Source organism: Chthoniobacterales bacterium (assembly GCA_039930045.1).
GTDB lineage: Bacteria > Verrucomicrobiota > Verrucomicrobiia > Chthoniobacterales > DASVRZ01 > DASVRZ01.
Genome location: JBDSQB010000002.1, coordinates 207,412 through 224,301, shown reverse-complemented (window position 1 = coordinate 224,301; position 16,890 = coordinate 207,412). Strand labels below are relative to the sequence as shown.

Annotated in this window: 10 protein-coding genes; 7 read left to right on the top strand and 3 right to left on the bottom strand. The window is 58.9% G+C overall.

The window, feature by feature from the left end:
- The first annotated feature begins 1 nt into the window (after nucleotide 1).
- Together pssA and ABIT76_01175 are read left to right on the top strand one after the other, a co-directional pair.
- Nucleotides 2–847, top strand: coding sequence for a CDP-diacylglycerol--serine O-phosphatidyltransferase (gene pssA / locus ABIT76_01180; GenBank protein ID MEO7931749.1), 846 nt, complete (start codon nucleotides 2–4; stop codon nucleotides 845–847).
- On the top strand, nucleotides 844–2,010 hold the full coding sequence (locus ABIT76_01175; protein ID MEO7931748.1) for a glycosyl transferase: 1,167 nt from the start codon (nucleotides 844–846) through the stop codon (nucleotides 2,008–2,010). The genes pssA and ABIT76_01175 overlap by 4 nt, the downstream gene beginning before the upstream one ends.
- Nucleotides 2,011–2,179: 169 nt before the next feature.
- Here ABIT76_01175 and ABIT76_01170 read toward each other — a convergent pair whose 3' ends face one another.
- Both ABIT76_01170 and ABIT76_01165 read right to left on the bottom strand, forming a co-directional pair.
- Entirely contained in the window at nucleotides 2,180–3,166 is a 987-nt protein-coding gene (locus tag ABIT76_01170; protein MEO7931747.1) for an alpha-E domain-containing protein, read from the bottom strand.
- Nucleotides 3,167–3,172: 6 nt separating this feature from the next.
- On the bottom strand, nucleotides 3,173–4,663 hold the full coding sequence (locus tag ABIT76_01165) for a circularly permuted type 2 ATP-grasp protein (GenBank protein ID MEO7931746.1): 1,491 nt from the start codon (nucleotides 4,661–4,663) through the stop codon (nucleotides 3,173–3,175).
- Between the two features lie 88 nt (nucleotides 4,664–4,751).
- Between ABIT76_01165 and ABIT76_01160 the strand changes: the two genes are divergently transcribed.
- The 5 genes from ABIT76_01160 (at nucleotide 4,752) to ABIT76_01140 (ending at nucleotide 15,629) form a co-directional block, all read left to right on the top strand.
- The gene (locus tag ABIT76_01160; GenBank protein MEO7931745.1) at nucleotides 4,752–5,390 is read left to right on the top strand and encodes an NUDIX hydrolase; all 639 of its coding nucleotides are present in this window, start codon (nucleotides 4,752–4,754) and stop codon (nucleotides 5,388–5,390) included.
- A gap of 489 nt (nucleotides 5,391–5,879) precedes the next feature.
- A complete protein-coding gene (locus ABIT76_01155; protein ID MEO7931744.1) occupies nucleotides 5,880–7,838 on the top strand; it encodes a response regulator in 1,959 nt (652 codons plus the stop codon).
- Between the two features lie 98 nt (nucleotides 7,839–7,936).
- Entirely contained in the window at nucleotides 7,937–9,184 is a 1,248-nt protein-coding gene (urtA, locus tag ABIT76_01150) for an urea ABC transporter substrate-binding protein (protein ID MEO7931743.1), read from the top strand.
- A 14-nt stretch (nucleotides 9,185–9,198) separates the two neighbouring features.
- Nucleotides 9,199–13,866, top strand: coding sequence for a PAS domain S-box protein (locus tag ABIT76_01145; GenBank protein ID MEO7931742.1), 4,668 nt, complete (start codon nucleotides 9,199–9,201; stop codon nucleotides 13,864–13,866).
- Between the two features lie 107 nt (nucleotides 13,867–13,973).
- Nucleotides 13,974–15,629, top strand: a complete 1,656-nt coding sequence (locus ABIT76_01140) for an AarF/UbiB family protein (protein ID MEO7931741.1) — start codon at nucleotides 13,974–13,976, stop codon at nucleotides 15,627–15,629.
- Between the two features lie 169 nt (nucleotides 15,630–15,798).
- Here the strand turns inward: ABIT76_01140 and ABIT76_01135 are convergent, their stop codons facing one another.
- The gene (locus ABIT76_01135) at nucleotides 15,799–16,758 is read right to left on the bottom strand and encodes a S1/P1 nuclease (protein MEO7931740.1); all 960 of its coding nucleotides are present in this window, start codon (nucleotides 16,756–16,758) and stop codon (nucleotides 15,799–15,801) included.
- Between the last annotated feature and the right edge of the window lie 132 nt (nucleotides 16,759–16,890).

The window sequence follows — 16,890 nt, the reverse complement described above, 5'->3', positions numbered from 1 at the left end:
CATGCGCGAAGGCGAACCCAAAATCTATCTCCTGCCGAACCTGATGACGGCGGGAAATTTATTCTGCGGCTTCACGGCGATCCTGCGCATCATCGAGGGCGCGCTGATCCAAGTCCAAAGCGATCCCATTCTGGGAAATCCGTTTGTCTATTATCGCGAAGCCATCCTGCTCATTTTGGGTGCCTGCGTTTTCGATATTCTCGATGGCCGCATGGCCCGGATGGCTGGGGCGGAAAGCCCCTTTGGACGCGAGTTTGACTCCCTCGCCGACATCGTTTCCTTCGGCGTCGCCCCGGCGTTGCTGGTATATCGGATCGTCCTGCGCGACTTCGATCCCGGCTGGCTGGTGGCCTCGGTTTATCTAGTCTGTGGAGCGTTGCGGCTGGCGCGCTTCAACTGCATCGCCGCCGCCAAGCAAGCGGGCGAGCCCGTGGACAAGGATTTTTCCGGCATCCCCATTCCCGCCGCAGCGGGTGTGACCGCGTCGATCACGCTCTTCATGCTCGGCCTGCAGGAACACGACCACGAGATCGGACGCTGGCGTTTCCTGCTTCCGCCGTTGCTCCTGTTTCTCTCGTGGATGATGTTCAGCCACTTCAAATACCCGAGCTTCAAGGCGGTGAACTGGCGCACGCAGAAATCCCTCCCGCGCCTGCTCGGCGTCATCGTCATCATACTGCTCACGGTCCGCTACTATAGCGTCATGCCCGCGGTCCTCTTCATCAGCTACCTGCTCTACGGATTCTTCCGTCCTTTCGTTTCCAAAAGCTGGCGGCGGGAAATCGAGGAGGACGATGATGACGACGACGAGGAGCCTGCCGCTTCATCCGGAACGCCGGTTTCATGAGCGACTTCCATCAGCGTGGCCTCATCAGCACGCTGCCCCGGCTGAATACGACCCCGCTGGAGGAATTGGAGAGGCAATTGGAGACACTCGCCGAGTCGCATGGCACTGCGCTCATATTACCCTGCACGCTGGACGACTTCCGACGTCCGGCGATGCGCTCCATTCTCGCGGAAATCCGGCACGCCCACTATCTTTCCCAGATCGTTGTCAGCCTCAACCAGGCCACCGCCGACGACCTCCCGGACATTCGCGCCCAACTCGCCGATCACCCGCGCATCACTCTTCTCTGGAACGACGATCCCGCGCTGCAAGCCCTCCTCCCCGAACCGCGCTCCGGCAAGGGCTTCAACCTCTGGACCGCCCTCGGCTGGCTCATCCTCCGGGGCGGCTGCGAATGCGTCATCACGCACGATTGCGACATCCTCCATTACTCGCGCGAACTGCCCGCCCTCCTCACCTGGCCGCTGCTCGACCCGGCTCTCGGCTACCGCTTCATTAAGGGCTATTACCCGCGACACGGAGGCGAACGGGGTCAGCTCTACGGACGCGTCACCCGCCTATTCGTCGGCCCGCTTTTGCGCGCCCTCGTGCGGGTCGAGGGCCACTCTCCGCTGCTCGATTTCCTCGATAGTTTTCGCTACCCGCTCGCCGGGGAATTTGGCGGGCGGCTCTCCGATCTGGCCCAATTTTCCCTCTCCGATGCCTGGGGATTGGAAATGGATCTTCTCTGCTCCGTGCACCGCGCCCTGCCGCCGGAAGCCGTCGCGCAGATCGACCTCGGCTCCAACTACGAGCACAAGCATCAAGTGTTAGAAGATGGCCGTGCAGATAGCGGTCTAACTCGACTGGCCGCCGACATTAGCTCCTGCCTGCTGCACCATCTTGCGCGGGAAGGAATGCGCCTCACCCCCGATTTCTTGCAAGCCTTGCGCAGCGCCTACCAACACTCCGCGAGGCACACCCTCCGTCGCTATCGTCACGTCGCCTTGCTCAACCGACTGCATTTTCCCGAGGACGAGGAAACGATGTTAGTTGAGAAGTTTTCCGCCGTGCTGGATCGCCCCCTGGAAAACACCCCCGTTCCCCTCCCGGCTTGGTCGGAACTCATGCGCACGCAACCCGACTGGTGCGCACAATTCCGCGAAATTCTCCAGTTAACTTAGACAGAGACGAACCCGGAGCGCGCGCCGCATCGCCTAGTTAGTCCTTGGTCTCATTTGAGGTCAGCAGTTTCCATGATTTCTCGAAAACGCACTAACAGCTTCCCCGATTCACGCAAGGTAGCGTTTGAAGATTTGCTTCGGACACATCGCGAGACAGAGGAGGAAGTTACTAAGCCGCCTCGGCCTCGACTTCCGGTACCTGCCAGTCGCAATATTCATCGCTCAACGCTGCCGCGATGGCGATGAGCCGTAGTTGAATGCGGTCCAGATATTGATGGAGCCCGAATTTGAAAATTTCGTCGATCGAAACGTAGCCGAGGTCCGCTTGCAGCCGGCCGGAAAGTTGTTCCAGCTCACATTGATATTGTCCAATGGGCAGGCCGGAAATGCGGTGGATCGCGCGGTCCAGTTCGCGCACGCAGAAGTTAATCGAGCGCGGGAAACTGGCGTCGGTTATGAGAAATTTCGCCACCTTCCAAGGCGCGACTTGGTCGACGTAAAGTTTGCGATACGCCTCCAGCCCGCTGCACGAGCGCAGCACGCCCATCCAATGCACGGTATCGACGTTTCCGCCAACTTGCTCGCCGCTCGGGAGCAGCACGTGATACTTCATATCCAGCAAGCGCGAAGTGCGGTCGGCGCGCTCCAGGAAACGTCCGGCCTGGCCGAAGTGCCAGCCTTCGCCGTGGGTCATCGTGGCGTCGGTGGTGCCTTGGAAAAGATGCGAGCCTTCGACGATGTAGTTAAAGAATTCGTAGGAGCTGTTGCGGAATAGTTTCCGAGCGTCTTCCGAGCGAATGAAGAGATAAAGCTTGTTTAGAATCTCGAACATCTCGCTGGAGATTTGCTCGCGCACGGTGCGGGCATTTTCGCGGGCGTAGGCGATGCAGGAGTAGATCGAGTTCGGATTTTTTTTTTGGAACGTCACGAAGTCGACCACGTTGTCGCCATTCATCTCGGGATAGAGTTTTGCAAACAACTCGTGGTCCTCCAGAGTGCTGATGATCGGGTTCCAATGCTTATGGGCGGCGCGCTCTCCATTCATCTCAAAGTCGAGCATTACCTGGATGTTCACATCGAGCATTCGGGCATTGCTTTCCGCCCGCTCGATGTAGCGGTTCATCCAGTAAATGGCTTCTGCGACTCGGCTTAACATAAATGGTTAGGAGAGGGTTTGGAATTGAGTCTGATGCTGATCGGGCTCGTTGTTAGGTTCATGGTCGAGCACCCAGGTGTCCTTGCTGCCGCCGCCTTGTGAGCTGTTCACTACCAGCGAGCCTTTGCGTAGCGCAACGCGTGTTAGTCCGCCCGGAACGATACTAACCTTTTCGCCAAACAAAACATAGGGCCGCAAGTCGATATGACGGCCCTCTACGCCGGAGTCGCAGTGCGATGGCGAGCGGGAAAGTTGCACCACGGGTTGCGCGACATAGTTGCGAGGGTTGGCTTTGATGGCTTCGCGAAATTGATTGCACTGCTCCTTGGTGGAATGCGGTCCGATCAACATGCCGTAACCGCCGCTCTCGTTGGCGGATTTAACGACCAATTTTTCTATGTTTTCGAGAACATAAGCGCGGTCGCTTTCGTTGCCAGTGAGATAGGTCGGGACATTAGGAAGAATTGGTTCTTCGGAGAGATAGAAGCGAATCATGTCGGGCACGTAGTAGTAGGTGACCTTGTCGTCGGCGACTCCGGTGCCAATCGCATTGGCCAGACTCACGCGACCCTTGCGACAAGCCTCGACGATGCCGGGCACTCCTAACACGGAATCCTTGCGAAACACCGTCGGATCGAGGAAGTCGTCGTCGATGCGGCGATAGATGACATCTACGCGTTTCAAGCCGCGCGTCGTCTTCATGAAAACCTCCGAGCCTTGCACGACCAAGTCCTGGCCGACTACGATTTCGATGCCCATGGAGCGAGCTAGAAAACTATGCTCGAAGTAGGCCGAGTTATACACGCCGGGTGTGAGCAAAGCGATAGTCGGATCGGGGTTTCCATCGGGCGCGATGTAGCGCAGCAAGTTCAGCAAATCCTGACAATAGCCATCGACCGGACGCACCGGATATTTGGCAAACAATTTTGGAAACACCCGCTTCATCGCCTGCCGTCCCTCCAGCACATAACTCACGCCCGACGGACAGCGGCCATTGTCTTCCAGCACGAAATATTCACCCTTACCGTCACGAATCAGGTCCGTGCCGCAGATGTGAATGTAGATGTCTTTCGGCACATCGATGCCCATGAATTCGGGCCGAAAATGCACCGCGCTCTCGACGACTTCCCGCGGCACGATGCCTTCCTTAATGATGCGCTGCTCGTGATAGACGTCGTGCAAAAACATATTCAACGCCCGCAACCGCTGCTCCAAGCCGCGCTCGACATGCGCCCATTCGTCGGCGGGAATGATTCGCGGAATCAGGTCAAACGGAAAGATGCGTTCCGTGCCCTCGTCGTTGTTGTAAACCGTGAAAGTGACGCCCTGGGTGAGAAATGATTTCTCGGCGACTTCCATTTTTTTCTGGATCTCATCCGGCCCCAGCTCGTTAAAGCGCGCGAGGAGTTTTTGATAGTGAGGACGCACCACTCCGGGCGACTCAAACATTTCATCGTAGAACCCGTCCGTTTGGTAATCGTCGAAGAAGTTTCCCATGCTGATGGCCAGATTTATACAGCCTTTTTCTCGTGGCAACGAAAAACTCGGCTTAACAAAAAAGAACCGCTCTGCTAAGCCATCGCGAATGAGCGACACCTCTGGAAACTGGGCGAGCGATCCGACATTGCCCGGCGCGGCGAACATCACCGCCGATCACGACGGATGGCACACTCTGGAGCGCACGCTGGAATACGACGGGCCATTTGCCAAGGTTTACCATGAACTGGTCGTCACTCCTACCCGGCCCGAGGGCATTTCCTGGACGGTGGTAAGACGAAAAAACGCCGTCGTCGTCGCCGCGAAAACCGTGGACGATCGCTGGCTGCTCATCCGCCAGGAGCGCATCGCCATCCGGCAGGCGATCTGGGAATTTCCGGCGGGTCAGATCGAAATGGAAGCGGGCGATTTCACCGGGCTGCAGCAGCAGAGCGTCTGGCGCGAACTCCGCGAGGAAACAGGCTACGCCGCCGGCCCAGATACGACTCTAACTCCGCTCGGGGTTTTCTTTCCGTCGGCCGGATTCACCGACGAGCACAGCTATCTTTTTCTCGCCGACCAGCTAGTGCCCCATGCCGATGGAGCCCAGCACGACGAGGCGGAAAGCATCGTGGAATGCCGCTCCTTCACCCCGGACGAGTTTCGCCAGATGATCGCCAGCGCCGAGATTCGCGACGCGAACACCCTCGCCGCCTTTGCGCGGCTCGTGACCATGGGATTGATTTAGTTTCACAATATGCTGAAACTTCCCTTGTGTCCCAGTGCGATGGGACGAGGGTGTGCGTCGCAGTGCCAGAGGACTCTTTAGTACCGGAGCCAACCACATCACGGGCCAACGATGCAGGCATTCTCGCAGCGCGTGGCGGAGCGGAAACAGGATGGCATTCTTATTTGGAAGTCGAGACGGGGCGGGTGACGGATGCGAGTCCTTTTTCTCGACATGGTCACCAATCAGGCCATGCGCTCGGCGCAATTGCTCACCGCCAATGAGGACCTGGAGGCGTTTAGTTATTCCATTTCCCGCAAGTTTACAAACACGGAGTCAATGCCTACGCTGTGAAGCCAGTCAGTTTTTCCGAGTTCAGCAAGGCGGTGGAGCAGCTCGGCTTCTTCTGGGTCGGGCTCAATAAAACCGCCGCCTTATGATCCATACCAATAGCAAAGATTCGCCTGGGAACTGAGCGGTTCATTCCTTGGTGGAAAGAGAGTTTAAATAATGAAATCCCCCTTAAATATTCTGCATCTGGAAGATGATCCTCAGGATGCCGCGCTCGTTCAAGCCGCCTTGGAAGCCGGAGGCATTGTCTGCGCGACCACCTGTGTGGAAAATCGTGTGGATTTTTTGGCCACGCTCAAACGCGGAGGCATTGATCTGATTCTATCGGATTTCTCGCTGCCCGCATTTGATGGATTGTCGGCCCTGGAAATTGTGCGCGCCCAATGGCCGGACATCCCACTAATCTTCGTTTCCGGGACGCTGGGGGAGGAACGGGCCATTGATTCGCTGAAGAGTGGTGCCACGGATTATGTCTTGAAGGAGCGCCTCTCCCGCCTGGCTCCCGCAGTGCGCCGGGCCATGCGAGAAACGGACGAACGCGCGAAACGCTGCCAGGTGGAGAGTGAGTTGGAGGCGAGCGAGCAAAGTTTCGCCAATGCGTTTGAGTATGCGCCCATTGGCATGGCGCTGGCTTCCCCGGACGGACAGTTTCTCAAAGTCAATCGGTCGCTGTGCGAGACAGTCGGTTATTCCGAGGCGGAATTGCTCTCGCGGACATTTCAGGACATTACCCACGCAGAGGATCTGGAGGCGGATATGGAGCATATGAGGCAATTGCTGGAGGGCAAAACCCGTTTCTACCAGATGGAGAAGCGCTATTTGCATCGGGATGGGCGCGCGGTCACCATTCTTTTGAGTGTTTCCCTGGTGCGCAACCCCCTAGGCGAGCCGCTTTATTTCATTTCCCAGATTCAAGACATCACCGCGAACAAGCAACTTGAGGCGCAATTTGTCGAGGCGCAAAAAATGGAGGTCATTGGCCAGCTTGCTGGCGGCGTGGCGCACGATTTCAACAACATCCTGGCCGTCATCATGGGCTACGGAAATTTGATGATGCTGGAACTAGCTCCCGATGGTTTTCCGCGCAAATGTGCCGAGGAAATCCAGCAGGCTGCGGAACGCGCGGTCGCATTGACAAGGCAACTCTTGGTTTTCAGCCGCAAACAAACCGTGCAGCCTGTGGTGCTTGACCTGAATCGGGTGATCGAAGACCTCGATAAAATGCTGCGACGGCTCATTGATGAAAATATTGAGCTCACCATTCTTCCCGTGCCGGAGATCGGACACATCAAGGCCGACGCCGGTCAGGTGGGGCAGGTCTTGATGAATCTGGTCGTCAATGCCCGTGACGCCATGCCCAACGGCGGAAAGCTGAAGATCGCCGCCAGCAACGTCACGCTTGGTGAGGACAAGGCTCGCAACCAACCGGGAATGGAACCGGGAGATTATGTGCTGCTTACAGTTAGCGACACGGGAACGGGGATGACGGATGAAGTCAAGGAGCGGTTGTTCGAGGCCTTTTTCACGACGAAGCCGAAGGGTCAGGGCACGGGTTTGGGCCTGGCCACCTGCCAGACCATCGTCAAACAATCCAACGGCTTTATCGCTGTGGAGAGCAGGCTGGGTCAGGGCACGATATTTCGGGTTTATTTCCCGGTGGTCGAGCAACCTCTCACCATCTCGGCGGAGCAGCTCATGGAAGGTCCGCTGCCACGCGGCACGGAAACGTTGTTGCTGGTCGAGGATGAACCGTCCGTGCGCCATCTCGCCGCCAGTGTGCTGGAGGCGCAAGGCTACACGGTTTTGCGGGCCAATAATGGCCAGGATGGGTTGCACATGGCGCGTGAGCACAAAGGAGAGCCCATCAGCCTGGTGGTGACGGATGTCATCATGCCGCGAATGGGAGGCAAAGTGATGGCCGAATGGCTCCAGGCCACCTATCCGGACATCAAAATCCTTTTTACCTCCGGCTATACGGACGACGCCATTGCGAAGCACGGCGTGCTAGAGACGGGCGTTCATTTTCTCCCCAAACCCTACACCACCTCCATTCTCATCCAGCGAGTGCGCGAGATGCTGGATGGGCCAGTTCCGGCGAACGAAGGGAAAACTCCATAACAGAATCATTGGAGGTCTTCGGTGTGTAGTTTCCTGCGGGCAAGACTTGGAGCTGTCTGAAGACTTCGCAATCATCCGGTAAATACACATTACAGAACATGAAAAAAATCCTCATCACCGCCGGGCTGGTAATGTTCTTGATCGCGGTCGGCGTGGGCGTGTGGGTGGGCTGGAGCGCCAAGAAGCAACCGATCAAAGTGGGGATTCTTCACTCGCTGACTGGCACGATGGCCATCAGCGAAACCTCCGTTCGAGACGCCACTTTGTTGGCCATTGAAGAACTCAATGCCCGGGGCGGTGTGCTGGGCAGACGGATCGAGCCCGTCGTCGCCGATGGCCGGTCCGACTGGCCGACGTTTGCCCGCGAGGCCGAGCGGCTGATCACGCAGGAGCGGGTCGCGGTCGTCTTCGGCTGCTGGACGTCCGCCAGCCGCAAGACCGTCAAGCCCGTGTTTGAGAAACACAACCACCTGCTCTTTTATCCGGTGCAATACGAGGGCTTGGAGCAATCACCCAATATCATCTATCTAGGCGCAACGCCGAACCAGCAGATCATCCCCGCCGTGAAATGGAGTTTCGACCATCTGGGCAAACGATTTTTTCTGGTCGGATCGGACTACGTTTTCCCGCGCACCGCCAACGCCATCATCAAGGCGCAGGTGCTGGCGCTGGGCGGGGAGATCGTCGGGGAGGAATATCTCCGCCTAGGCAGCCGCGACGTCACGGGCGTCGTCCAAAAAATCGAGCAGACGCAGCCCACCGTGATTCTTAACACCATCAACGGCGACAGCAACGTGGCCTTCTTCGAGGCGCTGCGCCGCGCCGGGATCACGCCGGCGCAGATCCCGACGGTCTCGTTCAGCTTGGCCGAGGATGAGTTGCGCCATATGGACGCGCGCACGATGGCGGGCGATTACGCCGCCTGGAATTATTTTCAGAGCGTGGACAGCCCGGAAAACCGCAGCTTCGTGAAAGCGTTCCGCACTCGCTACGGTCAGAATCGCGTGACGGATGACCCGATGGAGGCGGCCTATTTCGGTGTGCAGCTTTGGGCGCGGGCGGTAACCGCTGCGGGAACAACCGACGTGCCCGAGGTGCGCAAGGCGCTACGCAACCAAAGCCTCGCCGCGCCGGAGGGCATCATCACGATTGACGCGGCCACGCAGCACACCTGGAAAGTCGTGCGGATTGGCAAAATCCGGGTGGACGGCCAGTTTGAAATCGTCTGGAGTTCCAACGATCCCATCCGGCCAATTCCTTATCCTGCGTTCCGCTCGCGATCCGAGTGGGACGCGTTTCTGGTGGAAATGCAAAACGGCTGGGGCGGCGCGTGGGCCAGCCCGTAACTTGCGAGATGCGCATGAACAAAATATCTTTTCCAAAGCTGACCCGGATGGACGCCAAACTGGCGGCGTTCTTTATCCTGATCGGGTTGCTGCCCCTGCTCATCACCGGTTCGCTGGCCTTCAATTACGCCAGCCGGAGCCTGCGGCAACAAGTCATGAGCAACCTCCAGGTCGTCGCCGACAGCAAGGCGCAACGGATCGAAGATTATTTGGTCTCGCGGATCGTGGATGTCACAGGGAACTCGCGGCGCCCGAGCCTGCTCGCCCATCTGGATGAGTTGAGTAACACCTTTCACAAAGACAGAAATTCTCCCGAATACACGGCCGCCGCCCGCAATGCCGGGATTTCTTTCCGGCCTTACGTGGAACTGAATAATTATGACAACGTCCTGCTGGTTGACGCCAGCGGCGATGTCATTTTCTCCCACTTTCCCACCGCCGAACTGGGGGCCAACCTGCGCACGGCACCGTATCAAGACACCCCGCTGGGAAATGTTTTTGAAAACGTCAGCCTGCTCCTAACGACGGAGATCTCCGATTACGCGGTAGATGCCGCCACCGGCGATCAGAAGGCATTCGTCGCCGCGCCCATCTTCAAGAATGGCTTGCTGGTGGGCACGCTGATGCTGCGGATCAATAATAGGGAACTGTTTGAGATCGCGAAGGACTACACCGGCCTGGGCGAGACGGGCGAGACCGTCATCGGACGCTTGAACGGCAACTCCATCATGTTCATGACCCCGACCCGCCACGACCCGCAGGCCGCCTTTCGCCGGTCTATTTCCGGCGGTGTGCGCAACGGGCATCCCTTGCACGAGGCCGTTCACGGTAACAACGGCATCGGCCAGGTCGTGGACTATCGCGGGAAGGAAGTGCTGGCGGCCTGGAAATATCTCCCGACGCTCCGCTGCGGTCTGGTCGTCAAACTGGACGCGGCGGAGGCCTTTGCGCCCATTCGCGCCTTGAGCAAGCTGTACCTCGTTTTGGGAACGGCGATTCTCTTTTTGATCACCTTGCTGGCCCCGCTGGTCGCCCGTTATCTCGCTGCGCCCCTCCGCGTCCTGGCCCAAACCACGCGCGCATTCAGCGCAGGGGAAACGACCCGCCGCGCCCATGTCAATTCCAGCGATGAGATTGGCGACTTGGCGGCGGCGTTCAACCAGATGGCCGACCAAATCCAGCAGCAGCTCACCGCCTTATCCCGGGACCGCGATGAACTTGAGGTGCGCGTGGCTGAACGCACTGCGGAGTTGCTCCATTCCAACGACACGCTGCAAATGCAGGGCCATGTGATGGAGAGCATGACCGAGGCGGTGATCGTTGCCGACGAAGATGGCCAGATCATCACCACAAATCCGGCGTGTGACGGCATGTTTGGTTATGAACGCGGGGAACTAATCGGCCAGAATGTTTCTGTGCTGCGCGATCTGGATGAGGCGGAAGGTCGGCGGGTTACCTCCGAAACAATGGCTGCTGTGCAACATGGATCGAGTTGGGTGGGGGAAGTCATCCGGCGCAGGAAAGACGGCACGACGTTCATCGCGCAGGCGCAGATCAGTGCTTTCGAGCTGGCCGGCAAGCGCCGTTTTTTTGCGGTTCAGGAGGACATCACCGAGCGCAAGCGGGCGGAGGAAGCCTTGGGGGAAAGTGAGCAGGAGTTCCGGGCACTGGCGGAGTCCATGCCGCAAATGGTGTGGAAGTGCCGGCCTGATGGATGGAACGTTTACTTCAATCAACGCTGGGTGGATTACACAGGTCTGACACTGGAGGAGAGTTCCGGGCACGGTTGGAGTCAGCCGTTTCATCCCGACGATCGGCAACGTGCCACAAATGCGTGGAAAAACGCCACTGAGAATGGCGCAGAGTATAACCTGGAGGTCCGACTACGCGATCACCTTGGCGGTTATCGCTGGTTCCTCGTTCGTGGAGTCCCGCAGCGCGATAAAGCCGGCGCGATTCGCTGGTGGTTTGGCACCTGCACCGACATGCACGACGTGAAGCAGGCCAGCGAGGCGTTGCGTGAAAGCGAGGAGAAATTCCGCCTGCTGGCGGATAACATCACCGACGTCTTCTGGATCACTTCGCCGGATTTGACGATCATGCACTACGTCAGTGCGGGTTATGAAATGATTTGGGGACGTTCGATGGAGAGCTTGTATGCCCGTCCTCACCAGTGGATCGAAACCATCCTCCCGGAGGATCGTGACAACGTCCTCGCGGTCTTTGGCACGCTCATGGCCAACGAGCCGCGGGTGAGCGTCGAGTATCGGATCGCTCGTCCCGATGGCACCGTCCGCTGGGTTCACGACCGCGGCTTTCAAGTGCGCGACGCCGCGGGCAAACTGGTGCGCCTCACGGGCCTGGCCAGCGACATCACGGAGCGGAAGGCCATCGAGGACAAGCTGCTGCAGAATCAGTCGTTGTTGCGCATTGCGAGTAAAATTTCGCGCGTCGGAGGATGGGCGGTCACGGTGCCGGACAACGTCGTCTTTTGGTCCAGCGAAGTCTGGGAAAGCCTGGGCTTTCAGCGCGGAGAAGAGCCTTCCCTGGAAGAGTCGTTGAACCTCTATACCCCGGACAGCCGCGAAAAGCTCGGCGCGGCCATCGCGCTTTGTGCCACGGAGGGCACTGCATTCGACATGGATGCGGAGATGAAAGAGGCCAACGGGCGGCAGATTTGGGCGCGCATCGCGGGGGAGGCGGAGCGGGATGCCGATGGCATCATCACTCGGGTGATTGGTGCTTTCGGCGACATCACCGACCGCAAACAGGCGGAAGTGAAACTGGCCTACGAGCGCGATTTGTTGCGGACCCTGCTGGATCATTCGCCCGACCAGATTTATTTCAAAGACACCCAGTCCCGTTTTCTCAAGGCGGGTCAGACACAGGCCCGGCTGTTTGGCGCGGCCTCCCCCGACGACATGGTGGGCAAGACGGATTTCGATTTCTTCTCCGAGGCGCACGCCCGTCCCGCCTTTGAGGACGAACAGGAAATCATCCGCACCGGCGAGCCGATGATTGGCAAAGTGGAAAAAGAGATCTGGCCGGATGGCCGGGAGTCGTGGTGCCTCACCACCAAACTGCCCTTTCGCGACAAGGACGGCAACGTCATCGGCACCTTCGGCATTTCCAAGGACATCACCGCCATCAAGCTGGCGGAAAAAGAGGCGGCCTACGGACACGATCTGTTGCGGACGCTGCTGGATCATTCGCCCGACCACATTTATTTCAAGGACACCCAATCCCGCTTCATCAAGGCCAGCGAGGCCCAGGCCCGGCTGTTTGGCCTGGCCTCTTCCGACGACATGGAAGGCAAGACGGATTTCGATTTCTTCTCCGAGGAACACGCCCGTCCGGCCTTTGAGGACGAACAGGAAATCATCCGCACCGGCCAGCCGCTGATCAACAAAATGGAAAATGAGGTCTGGCAGGATGGTCGCGAATCCTGGGTGCTCACGACCAAAATGCCGTTCCGCGACAAAGACGGTGAAATCATCGGCACCTTCGGCATCTCCAAGGACGTCACCGCTCTGAAAGAGGCGGAGGCCAGATTGTTTCAATCTCAAAAATTGGAGACGGTTGGCAAGCTGGCCGGCGGCATCGCCCACGAATTCAACAGCATCATGACGGCCATCATCGGCCAGAGTGAATTGCTGCTCCACGATCTGCCCCCGGGAAATCCGCTCGTAACCAACGCGACCGAAATCCGCAAGGCCGCCGACCGCGCCGCCGCTCTCACGCGCCAACTGCTGGCCTACGGACGCAAACAGATTCTCCGTCCGGAAATCCTCGATCTCAATGCCGTCCTCTTCGACAGGGAAATGATGTTGCGCCACCTGATCGGCCAAAACGTGGATTTGCGCCTCGTGCCGGGCTGCGGATTAAAACCTGTGCGGGCGGATGTCGGGCAGATCGAGCAGGTCATCGTCAACATGGTGTTAAACGCCAACGCCGCCATGCCCAATGGAGGCAGACTGACGCTAGAAACTTCCTGCGTCGCGCTGGATCCAAATGCTGTGAGCGGCTTCCCCGAATTGAAGCCAGGCGAATTCGTCATGCTCGCTATCACCGACACGGGCATCGGCATGAGCGAGACGACCCGCCGCCACATTTTCGAGCCTTTCTTTTCCACCAAAGGCGTGGGCCAGGGCACCGGCCTCGGGCTCGCCACCTGCTACGGCATCATCAAACAAAGCGGGGGGCACATTGCCGTCCAGAGCCTTCCCGGGGAAGGGACCAGCTTCCAAATCTACCTTCCCAGCTTCGCGCAGGCGAGTTCCCTCGAAGTTTCACCCGCGCCCGCATCGCCCGCCGCCAGGGGCACGGAAGCCATCCTGCTGGTGGAGGAAGATCCCGCCTTGCGCGAGATGTCCGGCATCCTGCTCGGGAAGGTGGGTTACACCGTGCTCACCGCCGCCAGCGGGCAGGCCGCCTGGAGTCTGGCGCAGCGCCCGGATCGAGGGCCGATCCATCTGCTCGTTACCGACATGGCCTTGTCCGGCATGGCTGGCGAAACTCTCGCCGCCCACGTCCTTGCACACCACCCCGGTGCGGCTGTCCTCTACACGTCCGACCAAGCGGATGCCACCGGAGCCCACGGCGGCTTCCTGCCAAAACCCTTCAGCCCGACGGCACTCATGCGCAAAATCCGTGAGACACTCGATCAATCGCCTCGCCCGTGAGTGACGTCCGGTAAGGTCCGCTCCGATTCGCTGGGAGCGATCCTGACAGGGTGGGAGTGCGCTGTTTTAATGGCAAACACTTCAGAAGTGGCCTGCGAATAAGGGGTATGGCCTTTTCTCTCAAACCCAGTCACCTCAAACGCTACAAAGACGTCGCCAGCCTGCTCATCAAATACGGACACGGCGACCTCGTCCGCCAGGCGGCGGTGATCGACGATCCGCTCGACTACGAGGCCTCCCCGCCCATTCCGCCCGAGGCGAAGGAACTCGCCGACGACCTCGAAAAACTTGGCCCGACTTTCATCAAACTCGGCCAGCTTATTTCCACCCGGTCCGACTTCGTTCCGGCGGCTTACATGGAGGCTCTCACCCGGTTGCAGGACAACGTCGAGCCGTTTCCGTATGAGAAAATCGAGGCCATCGTCTCGGTCGAACTCGGCGCCCGCATCAGCCGGGCTTTCCAGGAATTCGATCCAACTCCCATGGCCGCCGCCTCGCTGGGGCAGGTCCACCGCGCGGTGTTGCGGAGCGGTCAGATCGTCGCGGTAAAGATCCAGCGCCCCGATGTGCGCGAGACCGTCTCGGAGGATTTGGAGGCGCTCGCTGAAATCGCCGCCATGCTCGACGAGCACACCGACGCCGGGAAACGCTACCAGTTTGCCGCCATGATCGAGGAACTCCGCAAGTCGCTCTTGCGCGAGCTCGATTATCGTCTGGAGGCCGACAATTTGCGCCTCATGCGCCGCAACCTGGCCGAGTTTGAGAAGATTCTCGTGCCCGCGCCAGTGGACGATTATTGCACCGGACGCGTCCTCACCATGGAGTACGTGCCGGGTCAAAAAATCACCAAGCTGAACAAAGTCACCTTCCTCGAAATCGACGGCGCCGGCCTCGCGGAAGCCGTCTTCCAAACCTACCTGCACCAGATCCTCATCACCGGATTTTTCCACGCCGACCCGCATCCGGGTAACATCCTGCTCACGCCCGATCACCGCATCGCGCTGCTCGACTTGGGTATGACCGCGCGCATCGGGCCGAATATGCAGGAACAGATTTTGCGCCTCCTGCTCGCCATGTCCGAGGGCCAGAGCGACCGCGCCAGCGAGATCGCGCAGCGCATGGGCGAGGAGCGCGAGGGGTTCGACGAAGTGCGCTTTAAGCGCGACATGGGCGACCTCCTCAGCCAGCAGCAGGACGCGTCGATTCAGACGTTACAAACGGGGAAGGTGATCATGGAAATCACCCGCATTTCCGCCGAAACGGGGCTCACTGTTCCCTCCGAGCTCACCATGCTGGGCAAAACCCTGCTCAACCTCGACCTCATCGGACGCACGCTCAGCCCGGAGTTTGATCCCAATGAATCCATCCGCCGCAACGCCTCGGAGTTGATGCGGAAGCGGACACTAAAAAGCCTCTCGCCCGGCAACCTCCTCACCACCCTGCTCGAGGCCAAGGAACTCATCGAAAAACTCCCGTCTCGGATCAATCAATTCCTCGAACTTCTCGCAACGAACAAACTCAAGATGCAGGTGGACACCATCGACGAGGAATACCTCATGACCGGCCTGCAAAAAGTCGCCAACCGCATCACGCTCGGGCTCATTCTCGGCTCCCTGATCCTCGGGGCGTCGCTCCTCATGCGAGTGGAAACCAGCTTCCGCATCTTCGGCTACCCCGGCTTTGCGATGCTCCTTTTTCTGATCGCCACCGCCGGCGGCCTCATCCTGGCGATCCAGATTCTCCGCAGCGACACACATAAATAGTGCGCTGCGCTCCACCTTGGAGTGCGGCGGCGTGAATGGGCGAGCTTTTCATGCAGCCCCACGCCGCTCACTCCAACCAACTTCCGATGTTGGATTTCTATTGAGGGGGAGCGTTTCCAGGCTTTTCGGCCAGACGCGTGTGCTCCCGAACGACTCAAACTCCGCTAGTTTATTTCTCCGGCCAGATGGCTTTGAGCAATTCGGCGAGGCGGTAGCCGGCTTTTGAGAGCTCGACTTCGACGGTGTCGCGGGATTTTTCGTCGTAGCCGGGCGGCAAAGTGATGGCCCATTCGAAATGCTCGTCGTGTTTGTCGTCCTTGGGCACGGTGAAGCGCTGGCCGAGTTTCACGCCGTCGAAACAGGCGGCGGAAAGGTGCAGCGTGTCGGTGGCCCATTGCTCGGGCCAGGTGCCGACGGGGCCGGTGGCTTTCCAGTCGGGTTGGGGCGGATTCTTCGCGATCAGCCAACTGGTGAAATCCTCCGACCCGGCCTGGTCGCGGGCGAGTTTCACGGTTTGCGTGTCCCAATACCCGTGCAGAGTGCTACGGGTGGTGAGTTTGAAATTATTCGCGCCCGCGTCGGGGTAAGTCTTCACGCCGGTCTCGGGATCGGCGAAATGGTTCTGGTCATCGACGTAGCTGCAGCCGACATGGAGCGGCTGGTGAAGGTCGCCGAGGTAGTGGGCGATGAGCATGAGGGCGACGCGCTTGTTGATCTTGAGCGGGTTGTCGCGGACATCGTCGGGCTTTTGAAGGACCTCGATGCAGGTGCGCAGGGTGTGGACGATGTCGTGATCGTTCGTGCCGGTGAGGCCGTCTTTGTAGGCTTTTTCCTGAAACGGAATGTCGCAATAATGGTAGCCGTGATGGCCGGGGTTATTGGCGACGAAGTCTTTCATCTCGGGGTTGAGATATTGATCGGGGAGCTTCGCGCGGTCGGCCCAGGTGGCAGCGCGGTCGAGGGCTTCATCGCGGTTGAGGAGGGCGTGGACTTCTTTTCCAGCGCGGGTGCCTTCGAGGTAATGCTCGGCGATGGTGCCGACGGCTTGATGTCCGGCGTTGCCGTAGCCGAGGGCGGTGCAGGCGAGGGTGAGGCCGGTGGCGGCCGAGAGGAGGAGGGTCTTGATCATGGGTGGGTGGGGTAAAGTTCGCCGGGGAAGGGGACTCGTAAACTGGGATTCTGCTGTTTCGTTTCAGGCGCATGGAAAAATGGCCCGATTCATTGATAACTGTTTATTCGCACCCGATCGTGGATAAATTGT

Bases quoted from the DNA above. Each gene is read 5' to 3' on its own strand.
- ABIT76_01175 (MEO7931748.1), top strand. From the start codon at position 844: ATGAGCGACTTCCATCAGCGTGGCCTCATCAGCACGCTGCCCCGGCTG.
- pssA (MEO7931749.1), top strand. From the start codon at position 2: ATGCGCGAAGGCGAACCCAAAATCTATCTCCTGCCGAACCTGATGACG.
- urtA (MEO7931743.1), top strand. From the start codon at position 7,937: ATGAAAAAAATCCTCATCACCGCCGGGCTGGTAATGTTCTTGATCGCG.
- ABIT76_01170 (MEO7931747.1), bottom strand. From the start codon at position 3,166: ATGTTAAGCCGAGTCGCAGAAGCCATTTACTGGATGAACCGCTACATC.
- ABIT76_01160 (MEO7931745.1), top strand. From the start codon at position 4,752: ATGAGCGACACCTCTGGAAACTGGGCGAGCGATCCGACATTGCCCGGC.
- ABIT76_01140 (MEO7931741.1), top strand. From the start codon at position 13,974: ATGGCCTTTTCTCTCAAACCCAGTCACCTCAAACGCTACAAAGACGTC.
- ABIT76_01165 (MEO7931746.1), bottom strand. From the start codon at position 4,663: ATGGGAAACTTCTTCGACGATTACCAAACGGACGGGTTCTACGATGAA.
- ABIT76_01135 (MEO7931740.1), bottom strand. From the start codon at position 16,758: ATGATCAAGACCCTCCTCCTCTCGGCCGCCACCGGCCTCACCCTCGCC.
- ABIT76_01155 (MEO7931744.1), top strand. From the start codon at position 5,880: ATGAAATCCCCCTTAAATATTCTGCATCTGGAAGATGATCCTCAGGAT.
- ABIT76_01145 (MEO7931742.1), top strand. From the start codon at position 9,199: ATGAACAAAATATCTTTTCCAAAGCTGACCCGGATGGACGCCAAACTG.